We start from the raw sequence: 17934 nt of genomic DNA, 5'->3' as shown, positions 1-17934 counted from the left end.
CCGGCCGCCCGCCCCTCCCACCAGGGACGGGCACCCGCACCGCGGGCCACCGCCGGACGGCACCACCCCAGGAGCGGAGCGACCCCGGGAGAGAACCACCACACGACGGGAAGGCGGCCCCCGATGGCTTCCACCGCTGCGCGTGTCCCTGTCCCCGAAGAAGCCGACGTCGTGATCATCGGCGGCGGCGTGATCGGCGCGAGCATCGCATTCCACCTGGCCGAGGCGTCCGCCGGCCGCATCCTCCTGCTGGAGCGCGACCGCCCGGCCTCCGGCTCGTCGGGCAAACCGCTCGGCGGCGTCCGCGCACAGTTCTCCGACCCGCTGAACATCAGGCTCGGCCTGCGCAGCCTGGACGCCTGGCGGGACTTCGGCCGCCGCCCGGGAGCCGACCTCGGCCTGGAGAACGTCGGCTACCTCTTCCTCCTCGGCGACGCGGCCGAACTCGCCACCTTCGAGGCGGGAGTCGGCATCCAGAACGCGCTCGGCGTCCCCAGCCGCATCATCACCCCGCGCGAGGCGCACGCGCTGTGCCCGTACACCGACCCCGACACCCTGGTCGCCGCCGCGTACTCGCCGTCCGACGGCTACGCCCGCCCCAAATCCGCGGTGGCCGGCTACCTCCGGGCCGCCCGCCGCCTCGGCGCGACGGTCCGCACCCGGTGCCAGGTCACCGGCATCGACACCGCCCCCGGGCCCCCGGGCAGCGGGCTCCAGGCCGTGCACACGCCGTACGGCACGGTGCGCACCCCCACCGTCATCTGCTGCGCGGGCGCCTGGTCAGCGGCCGTCGGGAAGATGGCAGGCGCCGAGCTGCCCGTCACCCCGCTCCGCCGCCAGATCGCCTTCACCGGACCGCTGCGGCCCGCGCCGCCCAGGATCCCCTTCACCCTCGACTTCGGCTCCACCCTCTACTTCCACAACGACGGCGCCGACGGCCTGCTCATGGGCCTCTCCGACCCCGCCCAACAGGCCGGATTCGGGCGGCGGTTCAGTCGCGAGTGGCTGGGCCCGTTCCGCGCAGCCGCCGCCCGCAGGGCACCCGGCGTCGCCCGCCTCCCGGCCACCCGCGGCTGGGCCGGGCTGTACGAGATGACGCCCGACCGCAACGCGCTGATCGGCGAGGCGGAGCGCACGGCGGCACACAGGGGGCGTTTCCTGTATGCGACCGGCTTCTCCGGGCACGGATTCCTCCAGGCGCCTGCCGTCGGCGAGATCGTCCGCGACCTCTACCTCGGCCGGCCGCCGTTCCTCGACGTCACCCCGCTGTCCGCCGCCCGCTTCGACGGCCGCACCACCGCCAGGCCCGAAGCCCACATCATCTGAAACACCGGGCCCACCTCACCGTGAGTCCCGCACACACCGGAGGTCCGCATGGTCCCCACCTGGCGGCTGCGCGCCGCGTTCGCCCGCCGGCTGTCCGAGATGTACGGCACCGAAGTACCCGCCTACACCACGCTGCTGGCCGTGACGGGCCAGATCAACGACGAGGTCGCCCGCCGCGACGAGGACGCGGGACGGCTCGGCGGCATCGACCGGGTCACCGCCGAGCGGCACGGCGCCATCCGCGTCGGCACCCCGTACGAACTGCGCCAGGTCGCCCAGATCTTCGCCGCGTTCGGGATGCACCCGGTCGGCTTCTACGACCTGCGGGACGGCGGCGCGGGCGCGGTGCCCGTCGTCTCCACCGCCTTCCGGCCGACCGACCCCAAGGAACTGGAGCGCAACCCCTTCCGGGTCTTCACCTCCCTGCTGACCCCCACCGACCGCCGGTTCTTCGACGCGGAACTGTCCGCCAGGCTCACCACCTTCCTCGCCCGCCGCACGCTCTTCCCGCCGGAACTCCTGACCCTCGCCGAACGCGCCGAGACCGGCCGCGGCCTGCCGGCGGAGTCCGCCGCCCGCTTCGTCCAGCTCGCCGTCGCCGCCTTCGCGCTGTCACCCGAGCCCGTCGACCGCGGCTGGTACACCGAGCTGGAACGGATCTCCGCGGTCGCCGCCGACATCGGCGGGGTGGCCGCCACCCACATCAACCACCTGACCCCGCGAGTCCTGGACATCGACGCCCTGTACCGGCGGATGGGGGAGCACGGCATCACCATGATCGACCGGATCCAGGGACCGCCGCGCTGGGACGGCCCCGACGTCCTGCTGCGGCAGACCTCCTTCCGCGCCCTCGCCGAGCCGCGGGCCTTCCGCGAACCGGACGGCAGCGTCACCGAAGGCACGCTGCGGGTGCGGTTCGGCGAGGTCGAGGCCCGCGGCATCGCCCTCACCAGAGCCGGACGGGCCCGCTACGACGCGCTGACGGCCGAGACCGACCAGCGGTCCGACGACGGCGACGGGGCATCCAGACAGCGCACGGCCCGCGCGCTGTGGGAAGCCGGCTTCCCGCGCACCGAGCGCCAACTCGCCGCCGAACAGCTCGCGTTCTTCACCTACCGCCCCGCACCGGGACACCCGCGCGACGGCCGGCGCCCGCCCGCCGGGCTCACGGAACTCGTGGACCAGGGATGGCTCACCGCCGACCCCGTCGTCTACGAGGACTTCCTGCCCCGCTCCGCCGCCGGCATCTTCCGCTCCAACCTCACCGGCGACGGCGTCCACGACACCGACCGCACCGGCACCCCCTTCGACGCCCAGCGCCTCGCCGAGGCCATCGGACGCCCCGTACTCGACCCGTTCGTCCTCTACGCCGCGCAGCAGGACAGCTCGCTGCGCCGGGCGCTGCACACCATCGGAGCCCACGAAGCCCTCGCGTCCCTGGACAGCGGGGGCTGACACCGCGCCAGGCCCTGTCGTGGCGGACCGCCGCCCGTGTTCCGCCACCGCCCACCGACCGCGCCCACCAGGAGCCCGTCATGAGCCGTCCCACCCCGTCCGCAGCCGAACCGCTCCTCCCCACCACCGACGCGCTGCGCACCCGCGCCGTCGCGGCCCTGCGCCGCTGCGGCGCCGACCCCGCGGCCCTCGCGGCACTCGCCGGAGGCGGCAGCCCGGCACCCGCCACCCTCACCTCCCGTACACCGCTCACCGGCGGCACGCTCGGCGTCCTGCCCGCCACCTCACCGGACGGTGCCGACGCCGCGGTCGCCGAGGCGCACCGCGCGTTCCAGGAGTGGCGCACCGTGCCGGCGCCGCGGCGGGGCGCCCTGGTCAAACGGCTCGGCGAACTGCTCACCGAGCACCGGGACGACCTGGCCGACCTGGTCACCGTGGAAGCCGGAAAGATCAGGTCGGAGGCGCTCGGCGAAGTGCAGGAGATGATCGACATCTGCGACTTCGCGGTCGGCCTCTCCCGGCAGCTCTACGGACGCACCCTCGCCAGCGAACGGCCGGGCCACCGGCTCGCCGAGACCTGGCACCCGCTCGGCGTCGCCGGCGTCGTGACGGCCTTCAACTTCCCGGTGGCCGTCTGGTCCTGGAACACCGCCATCGCCCTCGTCTGCGGCGACACCGTCGTCTGGAAGCCGTCGGAACTCACCCCGCTCACCGCCCTGGCCTGCGCCGGACTCCTCGGCCTCGCCGCGGCGGACACCGGCGCGCCGCCCGGGGTGCACCGGCTGCTGCTCGGCGGCCGTGACTGCGGCGAGCGGCTGGCCGACGACCCGCGGGTGGCCCTGGTCAGCGCGACCGGCTCGGTACGGATGGGCCGCGCCATCGCGCCGCGGGTGGCCGCCAGGTTCGGCCGGGTCCTGCTGGAACTCGGCGGCAACAACGCCGCCGTCGTCGCCCCGTCGGCCGACCTGGACCTCGCGGTACGCGGCACCGTCTTCTCCGCCGCGGGCACCGCGGGACAGCGCTGCACCACCCTGCGCCGGCTGATCGTCCACGAGGACATCGCCGACCGTCTGCTGCCACGGCTCGTGCACGCCTACGGCCACCTGCCCGTCGGCGACCCCTTCGACACCGCCACCCTGGTCGGCCCGCTGATCAGCCCCGCCGCCCGGGAGGCCATGGACGCGGCCCTGGCCACCGCGCAGAAGGACGGCGGCACCCTGCTGGCCGGCGGCGAACGCCACCTCGCCCAACAGGCGCCGGACGCCGCGTACGTCCGCCCGGCGATCGTCCGCATGCCGGAGCAGACGGAGATCGTCCGCACGGAGACCTTCGCGCCGATCCTGTACGTGCTCACCTACCGCACTCTCGACGAGGCCGTCGCCCTCAACAACGGCGTCCCGCAGGGCCTTTCCTCCAGCATCTTCACGCGCGACCAGCAGGAGGCCGAGCGCTTCCTCGCGGCGGACGGCTCGGACTGCGGCATCGCCAACGTCAACATCGGCACGTCGGGCGCCGAGATCGGCGGCGCGTTCGGCGGCGAGAAGGAGACCGGCGGCGGCCGTGAATCGGGGTCCGACGCCTGGCGCGCCTACATGCGCCGGGCCACCAACACCGTCAACCACTCCGCCGCCCTGCCGCTCGCCCAGGGGGTCAACTTCCTGTGACCCGGCCCCTCTTGGCGCTCGGGGCGCGGCTCAGCGGGCCCGGCCCAGGTCCCGCACGAGCGTCGGCGAGGGGTGCGGGATCTCGCCGAAGTCCTCGTCGTCGCTGTCCACGGTCAGCCGGTTGATGACGTTCTCCAGCGCCGTGGGCAGCGTCGGCGCGAGGCCGCTGTGCCACTGGACGAGGAGGTTGTGGCGCGCGGAGTCGGGCAGCAGCTGCTGGTCGTCGAAGGCGGGCACGGTCCTGCGCTCCTCGTCGGGGGCGTGCGCCGCCTGCTCGCGCCAGTACGCGGCGTCCCGGAACTCGCCGTTGCGGCGGTGCGAGAGGTAGAGGCAGTAGGCGGCGGTCCTGCTGCCCGCGCCGGAGCCGAAGTGCCACCAGAAGTGCGCGGCCTCGGTGCGTCCCGTGATGTGCAGCAGGCACGCGAAGACCAGCGCGCCCTCCGGGTCGATGCGGTGGTCGTTCACCAGCCGTTCGAGGCTGGCCGCCGCAGCCGCCGCGTTGACCACCAGCGCGCAGGCCAGGTCGAGTTCGTGGGTGGCCTCGTCGCGGGCGCTGAGGTACGCGCTGGGCGCGCCGGCGTCGCTGCGCCGGGTGCGGACGGTGCCGGGCCCGGCCGCAGGCCACGGACCGCCGTCGTCCGCGGCGCCGTCGAGCCCGTCGAGCACGCCGAGATCGTCCAGGTCGGCGAAGCCGGCCAGGCCGGTGATGTCCGATACGTCGGCCGCGGCGTTCAACAGGGCCTCGACGGTGTTCCTGCGGCCTGCGGGATGGGTGGGTGCCATGCTCAGTTCCCCCTTGGGCTTCCTTGATCCATGCCGAGCGCGGCGGCGAGCTTGCGCTTGCCCCGGCTCGCGTGCGAGCGGACGGTGACCTCGTCGACGCCCAGCAGCGCGCCGATCTGCGCGTCGCTGTAACCGATCACGTGCCGCAGCACGATCACGTCGCACTGCCGCTCGGGCAGTCTGGCGATCGCCGCGTACAGCCCCAACTGGCTCTCCAGCAGCGCGAACTGCTGCTGGCATTCGCGCAGCAGGGCCTGGGTGACCACGGCGAAGGCGGCGGTCTCGGTCAGCGCCGTGGGCTGCTGGTGGTCGTAGAGCCACTCCACGACGCGTTCCTTGAGCACCGACCAGGCGTACGCCTCCACCGACGCCTGCCGCAGGGCGTGCGGCCACAGCGCGGCCAGCTGCCGGTAGGCGGCCCGGGTGACGTCGGCGGCTGCCGCCTGGCTGCCGGTGTGCAGGTAGGCGTAGGTCAGCCACTTGCGGGCGTGCGTGGAGTGGAACGCCTCAAAGGTGAGGGACAGATGACGGCTGCTCTCCCGTTCCGGTTCCGCGCCGGTCGTGCGCGGGGCGCTGTATCCGCTCATGTGCGCCTCTCCTGCGTCGGCCTTCCCGGTCGCCACCGCGCGCGGTCGCAGGCCAGGCGCGCACCGGTGACCGCGCGCGGGCGCCAGGGGAGTGCGGCCGATGCCGCTGGGCGGGCGTGCGCCTCCACACACGCCGGCAGGAGTCGGTCCCGGTCTGCGCTCACGAGCCGTCCTCGTTCCGTTCGCCGTGCGCCGTCGCACGGGGCACCGGGGGTGCCTGAGGCGACGGGAGGACGGTTGTCCTCTCTTCCAATGAACAGGAAAGGAGGGCCATTTGTGGCACCCGGAGCCAAGAAATCTTCCGTTGGGTATTCATATGACTACGGGTGGCCCCGTCATCTTCGCCCGGCATGCCCGTGCGCCAGGCGTACGCCGCCTCAACGCGCACCGCTCCGCGCGCTCATGCGCCCTGGGCATGATCCGGCGCCCGCGGGGCAGGGCTCTCCCCGCCCGCGGACGGTGACGTGCCCCGGAACCCGATGCCACAATCGATCATGGCCGCCGGTCCGTGCGGCCCGCCGTACCAGGGGAGGCAGCGCGCGATGAGCGACCACGAAAGGCCCGCGGTGGACCTGCAGTTGGACCGGGCCCACTCGTCCCGCATCTACGACTACTTCCTCGGCGGCAAGACCAACTTCCTCGCCGACCGGATGGCGGCCGGCCGCGTCCTGGGGGTCTTCCCCGCCGCACTGGTCGCCGCCCGCATCAACCGCGAGTTCATGCACCGCGCCACCCGGCTCCTCGCCGAATCGGGCATCCGCCAGTTCCTGGACATAGGCACCGGCATCCCGACCCCGCCCAACCTCCACGACGTCGCGCAGCGCGTGGCACCCGATGCCCGGGTCATCTATACGGACAACGATCCGATCGTCCTCGCGCACGCCGCGGCCCTGCTGCTCAGCACCCCCGAAGGCCGCACCGCCTACGTCCAGGCCGATGTCACCGATCCCACCGGCATTGTGACGGCGCCTCAGCTCCTGGAGACCCTCGATCTGGAGCAGCCGGTCGCGCTCAGCCTGAACGCGCTGATGCACTTCGTCACCGACGACGGGCGGGGCCGGGCGCACGCTATCGTCGAGTACCTCAAGGACGCGCTGCCCAGTGGCAGTGTCCTGGCCATGACCCACGCCACGACGGACTTCGCGCCCGAGGCGATGGGCAAGATCATCAAGATCTACCGGGATGCGGGCACCGAGCTGCAGTTCCGCAGCCGCGCCGAGTTCGCCCGCTTCTTCGACGGCTGGGATCTCCTGGAGCCCGGCATAGCCCTCTCCCACCAGTGGCGCCCCGACCGGCCCGAGGACGCCACCCACGTCACGGACGCGGAAGCCGCCTGCTACGCCGCCGTCGCCCGCAAGCCCTGAGCCGGTCGCGCGCCCGGGGCCCGCGGGCCGTGATGACGCCTACTCCTTGCGGTAGTCGTACGCCTCGCCCGCCGCTGCCGCCACCGCCGCCAGGTCGGCGCCGGCCGACGCGGTGACCACGGCGGCCACCGCGCCCTCGACGAACGGCGCGTCCACCAGCCGTGCGCCATCGGGCAGTTCGTCGCCCTCGGCGAGCAGGGCCTTGACGGTCAGCACCGCGCTGCCCAGGTCGACGAGGAGTGCCACACCGGCCCCGCCGTCCACGGCGTGCGCCGCCTGGACGATCAGCTCCGCGCTGGTGCCGAGGCCGCCGTCCGGGGTGCCGCCCGCCGCGGCGATCGGAGCCGTCGCGCCGCCGCCGGCCAGACCCGTGGCGAGCGCGGCGACGGACTCGGCCACCGGGCCGCTGTGCGACACCAGCACGATGCCGACCTGCCCGGACACACCGCCCGCGCCGCTCACCGGGCGACCTCCGCGAGGGCCGCGAACAGCAGCGCCGACGACGTCGCCCCGGGGTCCTGGTGCCCGACGCTGCGCTCCCCGAGGTAGCTCGCCCGGCCCTTGCGGGCCCGCATCGGCACGGTGGCCAGCGCGCCCTCGCCGGCCGCGGCTGACGCCGCGTCGAGCGAGGTGGCCAGCGCCTCGACCGCCGGGTCCAGCGCGTCGAGCATCGTCTTGTCGCCCGGCGCCGACCCGCCGAGCTGCCCCACCGCGTCCACTCCGGCGCGCAGCCCGGCGCGCAGCTCGTCGACGGTGACCCGCTCCGCGTCGCCGAGCGCCTTGCCCGCGCGCCGCAGCAGCGTGCCGTACAGCGGGCCCGAAGCGCCGCCCACCGTCGACACCAACTGCCGCCCGGCCGCCATCAGTACGGCCCCCGGAGTCGCCGGGGGCTCCTCCTCCAGTGCTGTGGCGACGGCGGTGAAACCGCGCCGCATGTTGCTTCCGTGATCGGCGTCGCCGATGGCGGAGTCCAGCTCGGTGAGGCGGTCGGCCTCCCGGTCGACGGATGCGGCGGACGCCGTCATCCAGCGGATGAAGAACGCGGCATCCAGGGCCGATTCGGACACGGACTGCTCCTCTGCTGCTCAGTTCATGGACAGGTGCGGGCGGACGGGGCCGGGCGCGGGGACGTCCGCCCGCCGCGCCGCCGTCCGGCTCGTCGGTCTCAGCGGCCCCAGCGCAGCCCCGGTGTCCGTACCGGAGCGTCCCACAGGCGGAGCAGCTCCCCGTCCACCTGGCACAGCGTGACCGAGGCCCCGGCCATGTCCAGTGAGGTGACGTAGTTGCCGACGAGCGTACGGGCCACCGCGACCTCGCGCTCGGCCAGCACCCGGTGCACCTCGGCGGTGAACCCGTACAGCTCCAGCAGCGGCGTCGCCCCCATGCCGTTCACCAGCACCAGGACCGGAAGCCTCGGCTCCAGGTCGGTGAGGACGGCGTCCACCGCCACGTCCGCGATCTCGTGCGAGGTCATCATGGCGCGCCGCTCACGCCCCGGCTCGCCGTGGATTCCCACCCCCAACTCCAGCTCTCCGGCGGGCAGTTCGAAGGTCGGGCTGCCCTTGGCCGGGGTCGTGCAGGGGGCGAGCGCCACCCCGAAGCTGCGGGAGCACGCGACGACCTGCCGGGCGATGGCCTCCACCCGCTCCAGCGGCGCGCCCTCGTCGGCGGCGGCCCCGGCGATCTTCTCCACGAAGAGCGTGGCGCCGGTGCCGCGCCGCCCCGCGGTGAAGGTCGAGTCGGTCACCGCCACGTCGTCGTCGATGAGCACGCTCGCGACCTGGATGCCCTCGTCCTGCGCCAGCTCCTCCGCCATCCGGAAGTTGAGCACATCGCCCGTGTAGTTCTTCACGAGGAACAGGACGCCCCGGCCGCTGTCGACGGCAGCCGCCGCGCGCACCATCTGGTCCGGCACCGGCGAGGTGAACACCTCACCCGGGCAGGCGGCGTCGAGCATCCCGGGGCCGACGAAACCGCCGTGCAGCGGCTCGTGCCCGCTGCCGCCCCCGGAGACCAGCCCGACCTTCCCCTCGACCGGCGCGTCCCGCCGCACGATCACCCGGTTCGCCACGTCCACGACCAGCTCGGGATGGGCCGCCGCCACCCCGCGCAGCGCGTCCGCCACGACGTTCTCGGCGACGTTCATGAGCATCTTCAACGGTTCCTCCTGTGCGGGTGCCGGTCAGGCCCCAGGGGCCTCACCCGACGTCGGCAAGCTCGTGGACACCCTCCAGTATCGAAGAGGCGCGCCCGATCGGGGAGCGACGCGTCGCGGACCGGCACCGACTCACCCTCAGCCCAGCCCGTCCGCGCCGATCCGCAGCGCCGACTCGTCCAGCAGGGCGTCGGAAACCGTCCGGGGCGTGCCGTCGAGGCCGAGAACCGGGGTGGCCTCCTTGTACCAGGATTCGATCACCGCGTTGCCCCAGAAGTCGCGGCGGCGGTCGTCGTGGACATTCCAGCGGTAGGTCTCGTGGTCGGGGTCGCCGGTGTAGTAGTCGGACGTGTAGATCTCCACGCGGTGTCCGTCGGGGTCGCGCAGATAGAGGTAGAAGGCGTTGGAGACGCCGTGCCTGCCGGGACCGCGCTCGATGTGGTGCTGCTTGCGCACCGAGCCGAAGAGGTCGGCGCAGCGCAGCACTTGATGGGACTCGTGGGTGGCCACCCCCACGTGGTGGAGGCGGGGCCCGGCGCCGCCGGTGAAGGCGACGTCGTGGACGGTCTGCTTGCGGTACATCCAGGCCGCGTACAGCTCGTGTGCGTCGCCCTCGATGGTCTCCGAGCAGCCGAAGCCGAGGGACGCGTAGTGGGCGTGGGCGGCGGGGATGTCGGGGGTGCAGATGTTGAAGTGGTCGAGGCGGGCGATCTCGGCGCCGTGGCGGAGGTCGTAGCGCTGGATGAGCCGCTCGGCGTGCTCGATCTCGTGGAAGAACTCGACGGGGAAGCCGAGCGGGTCGATGACGCGTACGGCGTCGCCCACGCCGCGGGTGCCGTGGCCCTGGGGAACGCGGCGCACCGGCAGGCCCCGCGCGGTGAAGAACGCCGCCGCCCGCTCGACGTCGTCCGGGGTGCGCACCCGGTAGGCGAGGTGGTCGAGGGCGGCGACCTCGCCCGTGCGCAGCACCAGGGAGTGGTGGGTCAGTTCGTCGGTGCCGCGCAGGTACAGGGAGGTGGCGTCCTCGTACTGGAGGTGGAGGCCGAGCATGTCGACCCAGAACCAGCGGGCCGCGGCGAGGTCGGTGACGACGAGCTGGGCGTAGGCGGCGCGGATGACGTCGGGGACGGGTGTGGTCACGAGGCGGCTCCGAAGCGAGGGGTGTGCACCGCGCCGAGCGCGACGTGCACGATCTTGGATTCGGTGTAGAAGTCGATGCTGTGGGCGCCGCCTTCCCGGCCGATCCCGCTGGCCTTGACGCCGCCGAAGGGGGTGCGCAGGTCGCGTACGTTGTGGGAGTTGAGCCACACCATGCCCGACTCCACGGCGTGCGCGATGCGGTGGCCGCGCTGGAGGTCGCGGGTCCAGATGTACGCGGCCAGGCCGTACCGCGTGGCGTTGGCCAGTGCGACCGCGTCGGTCTCGTCGTCGAACGGCGCGACGGCCACCACCGGGCCGAAGATCTCCTCCTGGAAGATGCCGGCCTCGCGTGGCACGTCGGCGAAGACGGTGGGCTGGAGGTAGTTGCCTTCGGGCAGGTGCGCGGGGCGCGTGCCGCCCGCGACGAGCCTGGCTTCCTGCCGCCCCGCCGCCACATGGCCCAGGACGCGTGCGTAGTGCTCGGTGTGGACGAGCGCGCCCACCTCGGTGGCCGGGTCGGACGGCGGGCCCACGACCACGCGCCCGGCCCGCTCGGCGAGGCGGCGGGTGAACTCCTCGTACAGCGGGCGCTCGACGAGCACCCGTGAACCGGCCGTGCAACGCTCGCCGTTGAGGGAGAACACCCCGAACACCACCGAGTCGAGGGCGGCTTCGACATCGGCGTCGGCGAAGACGACGACCGGGGACTTGCCGCCCAGCTCCATGGAGACGGTCTTCAGATGCTCGGCGGACGAGCGCAGGATGTGGCGGCCGGTGGCGGTCGAGCCGGTGAACGAGATCAGCGGCACGTCAGGGTGGTCGACCAGGGCCTGGCCCGCCTCGTCACCGATGCCGTGCACGAGGTTCACCACCCCGTCGGGCACCCCGGCATCGGCGAAGATCTCCGGCCAGAGCGAGGCGGACAGCGGGGTCCACTCGGCGGGCTTGAGCACCAGCGTGCAGCCGGCGGCGAGCGCGGGGGCGAGTTTCCAGCTCTCCAGCATGAAGGGGGTGTTCCAGGGCGTGATCAGCCCGGCGACTCCGACGGGCGTCCGTACGACGTAGCTGAACTGGTCACCGCCCTGACGGAACGCCTCCTCGCCGAGCGCGACGATGACGTCGGCGAAGTAGCGGAAGTTCTCCGCGGCACGCCTGGCCTGCCCGCGGGCCTGGGTGATCGGCAGCCCCGAGTCGTAGGACTCGAACCGCGCGAGCCGGTCGTGGCGGGACTCGACGGCGTCGGCGACGCGGTGCAGGACGTTCGCGCGGGCGCGCTGGGACAGTTGCGCCCACGGTGCCGCCGCGGCGCGGGCGGCGGTCACGGCCCGGTCGACGTCGGCGGCCGAGCCCCGCGCCGCCCGCGCGTAGGGGGTGTTGGTGACGGGGTCGGTGACGGGGAAGGTGCGGCCGTCGGCGGCGTCGGCAGGCTCGCCGCCGATCCAGTGCCGGATGACCGAGGGCAGACCCTCGGGGGTGTGGGACGTCATGCGGTTCCTCCGATCTGCGCGGTGAGGCCGCCGCCCGCGGCGAGCAGCTCCCGGATGCGGGTCAGGCCGGCGTCGGTGGGCGGGATGAGCGGGGGGCGTACGTGCGCGGACGCGATGCGGCCCTGCTGGGCGAGCACCCACTTCGCGGGGGCCGGATTGGTCTCGACGAACAGCAGGTCCACCAACGGGTGCAGGCCGTAGTGCAGCGCGCGGGCCGCTTCGAAGTCGCCCGCATCCCAGCGCTCGTACATGCGGGCCACGGCGGTCGGCGCGAGGTTGGCGACGGCCGACACGAATCCCGCGCCGCCGAGCGCGAGCAGCGGCAGGCACAGCAGCTCGATGCCGGACCACACGAGCAGGGACCGGCCGCAGGCGTGCAGGATGCGGGAGAAGTGCTCGAAGTCCTTCGTCGTCTCCTTGACGCCGACGAAGTTGTCGAACTCCGTGAACAGCCGGCGCACGGTCTCGGGCGCCAGGTCGACGGCCGTGCGCGAGGGCACGTTGTACGCGACGACCGGCAGGCCGGGGAACTCGCGGGCCACCGTGGCGTACCACCGGTACAGCGCCTCCTGGGTGGGGCGCGCGTAGTAGGGGGTGATGACGAGCGCCGCGTCCGCGCCCAGTTCCTGGGCGGCTGCGGTCATGGCGAGGGTCTCGTCGAGCTTGTGCGAGCCGGTGCCGGGCAGGAACGGCACCCGCTCGCCGATCTCGTCGGCCGCGGTGCGCATCCCCGCGATCCGCTCGGCGACGGACTGCGCGCCGGGCTCTCCGGTCGACCCGCCGAGCGAGATGCCGTGCGAGCCGGACTCCAGCTGGAAGCGGATCAGCGCCCGCAGGCTGTCGTGGTCGACGGCGCCTTCGGCGGTGAACGGGGTGACGACCGGGGCGATCGATCCGCGGATCGTGGCCGGGTCGCTGCGGAACCTCACTGGTGGCCTCCTTCGTCGGGTCCGGGTCCGGTGCTCCGGTCGTGCCGTGCGCACCAGGCTTCGTACGGGGCGCGCCAGGCGGGGCCGAGCGGGTACAGGCCGTCGATGCCGTCTCCTGCCGTCACCCGCTCGGTGATGAACCGTTCCTGGCGCTCCTGCTCGCGGCAGTCCGCGATCAGCTCGTCGGCGAGGTCGGGGGGTACGACCACCACGCCGTCGTCGTCGCCCGCCAGCAGGTCGCCGGGCTGGACGAGCGCCCCGCCGCAGGCGACCGGTACCCCCGTGTCCCAGGGCACGTGGCGGCGGCCGAGTACCGAGGGGTGTGCACCGCCGTGGAAGACCGGCAGGCCGGTGGCGGCGACCGCCGCGCTGTCCCGCAGCCCGCCGTCGGTCACCACACCGGCCGCGCCCCGCTTCAGTGCGCGCAGCGCGAGGATGTCGCCGAGGGTGCCCGCGCTGGTGTCGCGGCGGGCGTCCATCACCAGGACGTGCCCGGTGCGCAGCTCCTCGACGGCGCGTTTCTGGGCGTTCAGGCCCGTCCCGTGGCGCCGGAACAGGTCCTCGCGCAGCGGCAGATAGCGCAGGGTGTGCGCGACACCCACCATGCGGGTGCCGGTGGCGGCCGGGTGGACGCCGTCCACGGACATGTGGGGCAGTCCGCGCCCGCGCAGCTGCGCGCTGAGGGTGGCCACGGCGACCGAACGCAGTCCGGCGTCGGTGCGCGGGTCGAGCAGCGGCTGCGGCGGCTGTCCAGGGCCGTGGGCGGCGGCGCGCTCGGCCGGGCCGGACGCGGGCCGGGCGCCGTACGGGGCGAGCGGTCCGCCCGCGGCAACGCGGTTGCGCAGCCGCCCTGTTGAGGTGCTGCCGTCGGAGACCTCGACCTCCACCACGTCGCCCGGTGCCACGACGGACGCGCCCGCGGGGGTGCCGGTGAGCAGGACGTCGCCCGGCTCCAGCGTGACCAGCCGGGACAGGTCGGCGACGAGCTGTCCGAAGGGGAAGAGCAGCGTGTCGGTGGTGTCGTCCTGCACCGCGTCGCCGTTGACCCAGGTGCGCAACCGCAGGGCGGCCGGGTCGAGTCGGCGGGCGTCGAGCAGGCGCGGGCCGATGGGGGTGAAGCCGTCGGAGCCCTTGGCGCGGAGGTTGGAGCCGCGGTCGGCGTGGCGCAGGTCGTACAGGCCCGCGTCGTTGGCTGCGGTGACCCAGCGCACGTGCGACCAGCCGTCATCGGGCGCCACCCGCTGTGCGCGCTCGCCGATGACCAGCGCGATCTCCCCCTCGAACACGAGGAGTTCACAGCCGTGCGGCCGGACGATGGCGTCCCCGGTGCCCGCCAGCGAGGACGGCGGCTTGAGGAAGTAGGAGGGCTGGGAGGGGGTGCGTCCGCGTTCCTTCGCCCGGCTGGGGTAGTTGAGGTGCACCGCGATGATCTTCGACGGGGGTGTGCCCAGCGGGTGCGCCATCAGGAGCGCTCCAGGAACGCCTGGACCTTCGCCTTGTACGGCTCGCGGTCGTACGACGTCACATACGCGCCGGCCATCCGTACCGGGTCGCCGAAGAAGTAGTACTCGTACAGCGCCTGGCGGCCGGAGAAGGCCGAGATGCAGGTGTCCCAGACCAGCCGGAAGAGCTTGACGCGGTCGGGCCCGGTGAGCGTCGCGGACTGGAGGTACGCCTCGATGTCGGCGGCTGCCGGGCCGCTGAGGTCCAGCTCGGTCGGGGTGGCCATCAGGCCGGACGCACCGAGCTTGCGCAGGATCTCGGGGAAGCGCTGGTAGAGCTTGGGGTAGAGGTTGCGGGCGGCGTTGAGCGGGGCGAAGGCCGGGGTCAGCACGCCGTACGCGTTGATCTCGGCGTCGGCCTCCGCGGCCCGCAGGAAGGCGCGGAGCATCTCCAGGGTGGCGATGATCTCGGCGATGTCCCCCTGGACGTGCGGGAACTGCTCGATGCCGATGGCCTCGGTCAGCAGCGAGACCAGGCCGAGTACGTACTCGGTCTTGGCGGTGGTGCGGGTGACGACCTGGTGGGTCATGTGCACCACGGACGAGGTCTGCGCGTAGAAGCCGTTGCACAGCTCGGCGTCGCCGAGGGCGAAGCAGCGCTCGTACGGCACGTGCACGTCGTCGAAGACGACCACGCAGTCGGACTCGTCGAAGCGCGAGCCCAGCGGGTGGTCGTGGGCCGGCCGGCCGAGGTCGAGGGGCTCGCGGGCGAGGTAGCGCAGGCCCTTGGTGTCGACGGGGAGGGCGAAGGCGTACGAGTACGGCTTGTCCTCGGGGGTGCCGCGCAGCACGGTGGAGGGGAAGACGAGGATCTCGTCGGCGAACGGCGCGATGGTGGCGAGCATCCGGGCGCCGCGGATGACCACGCCGTTGTCGTCCTCCTTGACGATGCGCGCGGCGAGCTTGCCGCCGCCCTGCTGGGGGCCCGCGACCGAGCGGTTGACCTGCGGCGGGATGAGGGTGTGGGTGCACAGCAGGTCCGCTTCGCGCACCCGCTCGTAGTAGCGGCCGATGTTCTCGCCGAAGGCGGGGTCCGCCTGCGCGAACCAGTCGGCGGCCGAGGCCAGCGCCATCAGCGAGCTGTTCAGGAAGTCGCCGGTGCGGCCCAGCATGCCGTTGCTGTGGTCGGCCCACACCTTGAAAGCCTTACGGCGTTTGACCAGGTCGTCGGGGGTCCGCGGGGTCAGGAAGGACGTGCCGACGGGGTCGCCCGTGGTGGGGGACGGGTAGGTCAGGACGTCCTTGTGCGCGGGGGAGTGCTGGAGGTCGTACAGCTCGGCGTAGGTGCGGACCACGTTGCGGAAGGCGGGGTGGTCCTGGATGCCGCCGGTGCGGGTCTCGCCCTGGATGTGCACGGTGGGGCGGGAGGCGGAGAGTCGTTCCAGGAATTCCTTGCCGGTGCGTGCGGCCATGGGGGCTCCTCGAAGACGTGCGGGTGCGGGTCAGTTGAGGTGTTCGATGCCGTCGGCGGACTCGGTGGCGGTGCCGAAGCGGCTCCAGGCGTAGGTGAGGGCGTCGCCGTCGCGGTGTCCGGTGCCGGTGACGCGGCCGACGACGAGAGTGTGGTCGCCGCCGTCGTACGCGCGCCAGGGCTCGCAGGCCACCCAGGCGAGCGGACCGGCGAGGCGGGGCACGCGGGCGCCGGTCACCCAGCGGGGCTCGGTGGCGCCCGGGTTTCCGGCGAACTGCCGGGCCAGCGCCTCCTGTTCGGCGCCGAGCACGTTGACGCAGAAGGGCCGGCCGGTCAGCGGGCCGTGGCTGCGGGCCCGTCGGGCGACGCTGATCAGCACCAGGGGCGGGTCGGTGGACACGGAGGTGAAGGAGTTCATGGTGGCGCCCCGTGGGCTGCCGTCGTCGTCCGCGTAGGTCACGACGGTGACTCCGGTGGCGAAGCGGGACAGGCAGGCGCGCAGGGCGCCGGGGCTCGGTGGGGCGGCGAGGGTTTCCGGCATGGGTACTCACCTGTTTCTGGGAAAACGGGTGACACGGGTGAAGTGGAGGTACCGCGCGGTGGGTGGGGAAGGGGCCGGTGCGGCTGCTCCTGGCGGGCGGGCCGGGGACAACCGCACCGAAGAGACGATCAAAGCTTTGATTAATCGGCGACGTTACCGCCGGACGCCGTCGCTGTGAACCCCTCCGTACGAAGTTCCGCCCGGCCCGCCCGGCGGCCGTGTCCGGCGCGGCCCGGCCTACACTCCCGGTGTGCCCCAGGAACAGCCGGACAACGAACACTTGCACTTCTGGTCCTTCATCGACCACGCCGTGTCGCGCACCGCCCGCGAACTGCCCGGCGTGGATCCGCTCGCCATGCGCCTGGTGCTCACCCTGCACCGCGCCGCGAACATGCTCGTCTACGACCTGGAGTCCACCGTCCACCGGCCGCGCGGCTGGTCGTGGCCCGGCTTCCGGGTGCTGTTCGCCGTCTGGCTCGCAGGTCCCGTCGAGGCGAAGAAGGTCGCCGAACTGTCCGGGATGAGCCGCGCCGCGGTGTCCGCGCTGGTGAGCACCCTGGAGCGGGACGGCCTTGTCACCAAGGAACGCGCGCCGCACGACGGCCGCGCGGTGCACCTGGGGCTCACCGATGACGGCATGCGGGCCATCTCCGGCGCGTTCAGCGCCCACAACGAGCGCGAGCAGGAATGGGCGGGTTCGCTGAGCCCGGACGAACAGGCGACCCTGATCTCCCTGCTGGAGAAACTCACCGCCCACTCCACCCACTTCGAGGCCAAGCACCGGGCGTGACACGTGAGCGGCCGACGGGCCCCGGGGGAGGGGACCGCCGGCCGCGGGTCCGGTAGGTCAGTCCTGATGGCGCGCGGCGATCAGGGCGGCGAGGGCCGCACCGATGTGGGCCTCGGCCCGCGCCTTGTCGATGCCGAGGCCGGTGAGCACGCCGGCGCCGTCCTCCAACTCCAGCAGTGCCAGCAGGATGTGCTCGGTCCCGATGAAGTTGTGGCCCAGCCGCAGTGCCTCCCGGAACGTCAGCTCCAGGGCCTTCTGGGCCGCCGCGTTGTACGGAATCAGGTCGGGCAGCTCGCCGGCCGCTTCCGGCAGCACCGCGAGCGCCGCCTGCCGTACGGTCTCCAGCGGCACGTCCTGCGCCACGATCGCGCCGGCGCCGATGCCCTCCGGCTCGTGCAGCAGGCCGAGTACGAGGTGTTCGGGCCTGATCTTGTCGTTGCCGGCCGCGCGGGCTTCGTTCTGTGACGCCATCGCGACGTTCTTCGCCCGCTCGGTGAACCGGCTGAACCCCTGCCGGGGATCGAGGTCCGTCTCCCCTGACTCCTTGGTGACGAACCGCTTCTGCGCCGCCTGCCGGGTGACGCCCATGCTCCGGCCGATGTCGGTCCAGGAGGCGCCGGAGCGCCGTGCCTGGTCGACGAAGTGGCCGATGAGGTGATCGGCGACCTCGCCGAGGTGATCTGCGGCGACCACCGCGTCGGAGAGCTGGTCGAGGGCGTCGGTGTGCACCTTCTTGATGGCTTCGATCAGATCGTCGAGCCGGACGGGATGTGTCGTGCGTTCGGGATCCACCATGCGTC

At 73.2% G+C, this 17934-nt stretch carries 17 protein-coding genes; 5 read left to right on the top strand and 12 right to left on the bottom strand.

The window, feature by feature from the left end:
- Positions 1 to 123: 123 nt before the first annotated feature.
- From ACIBK8_RS14770 to ACIBK8_RS14760, 3 genes are all read left to right on the top strand, one after another.
- The gene (locus ACIBK8_RS14770; RefSeq protein WP_399042166.1) at positions 124 to 1326 is read left to right on the top strand and encodes an NAD(P)/FAD-dependent oxidoreductase; all 1203 of its coding nucleotides are present in this window, start codon (positions 124 to 126) and stop codon (positions 1324 to 1326) included.
- A gap of 48 nt (positions 1327 to 1374) precedes the next feature.
- The gene (locus tag ACIBK8_RS14765) at positions 1375 to 2781 is read left to right on the top strand and encodes a 2-oxoadipate dioxygenase/decarboxylase family protein (protein ID WP_399042165.1); all 1407 of its coding nucleotides are present in this window, start codon (positions 1375 to 1377) and stop codon (positions 2779 to 2781) included.
- A gap of 80 nt (positions 2782 to 2861) precedes the next feature.
- Positions 2862 to 4445, top strand: a complete 1584-nt coding sequence (locus ACIBK8_RS14760; protein WP_399042164.1) for an aldehyde dehydrogenase family protein — start codon at positions 2862 to 2864, stop codon at positions 4443 to 4445.
- 30 nt (positions 4446 to 4475) lie between these two features.
- On the opposite strand, the gene ACIBK8_RS14755 is transcribed toward ACIBK8_RS14760, so the two are convergent.
- Positions 4476 to 5228: a hypothetical protein gene (locus ACIBK8_RS14755; protein WP_399042163.1), complete on the bottom strand. Its 753-nt coding sequence runs from the start codon at positions 5226 to 5228 to the stop codon at positions 4476 to 4478.
- 2 nt (positions 5229 to 5230) lie between these two features.
- Positions 5231 to 5815 carry an RNA polymerase sigma factor gene (locus ACIBK8_RS14750; RefSeq protein WP_399042162.1) on the bottom strand — a complete coding sequence of 195 codons (585 nt, stop codon included), beginning with the start codon at positions 5813 to 5815 and terminating at the stop codon, positions 5231 to 5233.
- A gap of 542 nt (positions 5816 to 6357) precedes the next feature.
- Here ACIBK8_RS14750 and ACIBK8_RS14745 point away from each other — a divergent pair.
- Positions 6358 to 7179: an SAM-dependent methyltransferase gene (locus tag ACIBK8_RS14745; protein WP_399042161.1), complete on the top strand. Its 822-nt coding sequence runs from the start codon at positions 6358 to 6360 to the stop codon at positions 7177 to 7179.
- 39 nt (positions 7180 to 7218) lie between these two features.
- On the opposite strand, the gene ACIBK8_RS14740 is transcribed toward ACIBK8_RS14745, so the two are convergent.
- The 9 genes from ACIBK8_RS14740 to ACIBK8_RS14700 form a co-directional block, all read right to left on the bottom strand.
- On the bottom strand, positions 7219 to 7623 hold the full coding sequence (locus tag ACIBK8_RS14740; protein ID WP_399042380.1) for a PTS-dependent dihydroxyacetone kinase phosphotransferase subunit DhaM: 405 nt from the start codon (positions 7621 to 7623) through the stop codon (positions 7219 to 7221).
- A gap of 14 nt (positions 7624 to 7637) precedes the next feature.
- Positions 7638 to 8204 carry a dihydroxyacetone kinase subunit DhaL gene (gene dhaL / locus ACIBK8_RS14735; protein ID WP_399042379.1) on the bottom strand — a complete coding sequence of 189 codons (567 nt, stop codon included), beginning with the start codon at positions 8202 to 8204 and terminating at the stop codon, positions 7638 to 7640.
- Positions 8205 to 8344: 140 nt separating this feature from the next.
- Positions 8345 to 9337, bottom strand: a complete 993-nt coding sequence (gene dhaK / locus ACIBK8_RS14730; protein WP_399042160.1) for a dihydroxyacetone kinase subunit DhaK — start codon at positions 9335 to 9337, stop codon at positions 8345 to 8347.
- A gap of 135 nt (positions 9338 to 9472) precedes the next feature.
- A complete protein-coding gene (hpaD, locus tag ACIBK8_RS14725; protein WP_399042159.1) occupies positions 9473 to 10474 on the bottom strand; it encodes a 3,4-dihydroxyphenylacetate 2,3-dioxygenase in 1002 nt (333 codons plus the stop codon).
- Positions 10471 to 11961 carry a 5-carboxymethyl-2-hydroxymuconate semialdehyde dehydrogenase gene (gene hpaE, locus ACIBK8_RS14720; protein WP_399042157.1) on the bottom strand — a complete coding sequence of 497 codons (1491 nt, stop codon included), beginning with the start codon at positions 11959 to 11961 and terminating at the stop codon, positions 10471 to 10473. Before hpaE ends, hpaD begins: the two co-directional genes overlap by 4 nt.
- Positions 11958 to 12890 carry a 4-hydroxy-tetrahydrodipicolinate synthase gene (dapA, locus tag ACIBK8_RS14715; RefSeq protein WP_399042156.1) on the bottom strand — a complete coding sequence of 311 codons (933 nt, stop codon included), beginning with the start codon at positions 12888 to 12890 and terminating at the stop codon, positions 11958 to 11960. The genes hpaE and dapA overlap by 4 nt, the downstream gene beginning before the upstream one ends.
- Entirely contained in the window at positions 12887 to 14353 is a 1467-nt protein-coding gene (locus ACIBK8_RS14710; protein ID WP_399042155.1) for a fumarylacetoacetate hydrolase family protein, read from the bottom strand. The genes dapA and ACIBK8_RS14710 overlap by 4 nt, the downstream gene beginning before the upstream one ends.
- Positions 14353 to 15804, bottom strand: a complete 1452-nt coding sequence (gene hpaB, locus ACIBK8_RS14705; protein WP_399042154.1) for a 4-hydroxyphenylacetate 3-monooxygenase, oxygenase component — start codon at positions 15802 to 15804, stop codon at positions 14353 to 14355. The genes ACIBK8_RS14710 and hpaB overlap by 1 nt, the downstream gene beginning before the upstream one ends.
- 30 nt (positions 15805 to 15834) lie before the next feature.
- Positions 15835 to 16344 carry a flavin reductase family protein gene (locus ACIBK8_RS14700; RefSeq protein ID WP_399042153.1) on the bottom strand — a complete coding sequence of 170 codons (510 nt, stop codon included), beginning with the start codon at positions 16342 to 16344 and terminating at the stop codon, positions 15835 to 15837.
- 250 nt (positions 16345 to 16594) lie between these two features.
- Here ACIBK8_RS14700 and ACIBK8_RS14695 point away from each other — a divergent pair, with 250 nt between their 5' ends.
- Positions 16595 to 17134, top strand: coding sequence for a MarR family winged helix-turn-helix transcriptional regulator (locus ACIBK8_RS14695; protein WP_399042152.1), 540 nt, complete (start codon positions 16595 to 16597; stop codon positions 17132 to 17134).
- 57 nt (positions 17135 to 17191) lie between these two features.
- Here ACIBK8_RS14695 and ACIBK8_RS14690 read toward each other — a convergent pair whose 3' ends face one another.
- The gene (locus ACIBK8_RS14690) at positions 17192 to 17929 is read right to left on the bottom strand and encodes a Clp protease N-terminal domain-containing protein (protein ID WP_399042151.1); all 738 of its coding nucleotides are present in this window, start codon (positions 17927 to 17929) and stop codon (positions 17192 to 17194) included.
- Positions 17930 to 17934 lie beyond the last annotated feature (5 nt).

The sequence above is a fragment of the Streptomyces sp. NPDC050161 genome, assembly GCF_044460025.1.
Lineage (GTDB): Bacteria > Actinomycetota > Actinomycetes > Streptomycetales > Streptomycetaceae > Streptomyces.
This window is presented reverse-complemented; position numbering and strand designations above follow the sequence as displayed.

Coding starts and splice junctions, on each gene's coding strand:
- ACIBK8_RS14690 (WP_399042151.1), bottom strand. CDS start 17,929: ATGGTGGATCCCGAACGCACGACACATCCCGTCCGGCTCGACGATCTG.
- dhaL (WP_399042379.1), bottom strand. CDS start 8,204: ATGACGGCGTCCGCCGCATCCGTCGACCGGGAGGCCGACCGCCTCACC.
- ACIBK8_RS14770 (WP_399042166.1), top strand. CDS start 124: ATGGCTTCCACCGCTGCGCGTGTCCCTGTCCCCGAAGAAGCCGACGTC.
- ACIBK8_RS14750 (WP_399042162.1), bottom strand. CDS start 5,815: ATGAGCGGATACAGCGCCCCGCGCACGACCGGCGCGGAACCGGAACGG.
- hpaB (WP_399042154.1), bottom strand. CDS start 15,804: ATGGCCGCACGCACCGGCAAGGAATTCCTGGAACGACTCTCCGCCTCC.
- ACIBK8_RS14765 (WP_399042165.1), top strand. CDS start 1,375: ATGGTCCCCACCTGGCGGCTGCGCGCCGCGTTCGCCCGCCGGCTGTCC.
- hpaE (WP_399042157.1), bottom strand. CDS start 11,961: ATGACGTCCCACACCCCCGAGGGTCTGCCCTCGGTCATCCGGCACTGG.
- ACIBK8_RS14700 (WP_399042153.1), bottom strand. CDS start 16,344: ATGCCGGAAACCCTCGCCGCCCCACCGAGCCCCGGCGCCCTGCGCGCC.
- ACIBK8_RS14755 (WP_399042163.1), bottom strand. CDS start 5,228: ATGGCACCCACCCATCCCGCAGGCCGCAGGAACACCGTCGAGGCCCTG.
- ACIBK8_RS14710 (WP_399042155.1), bottom strand. CDS start 14,353: ATGGCGCACCCGCTGGGCACACCCCCGTCGAAGATCATCGCGGTGCAC.
- ACIBK8_RS14745 (WP_399042161.1), top strand. CDS start 6,358: ATGAGCGACCACGAAAGGCCCGCGGTGGACCTGCAGTTGGACCGGGCC.
- ACIBK8_RS14760 (WP_399042164.1), top strand. CDS start 2,862: ATGAGCCGTCCCACCCCGTCCGCAGCCGAACCGCTCCTCCCCACCACC.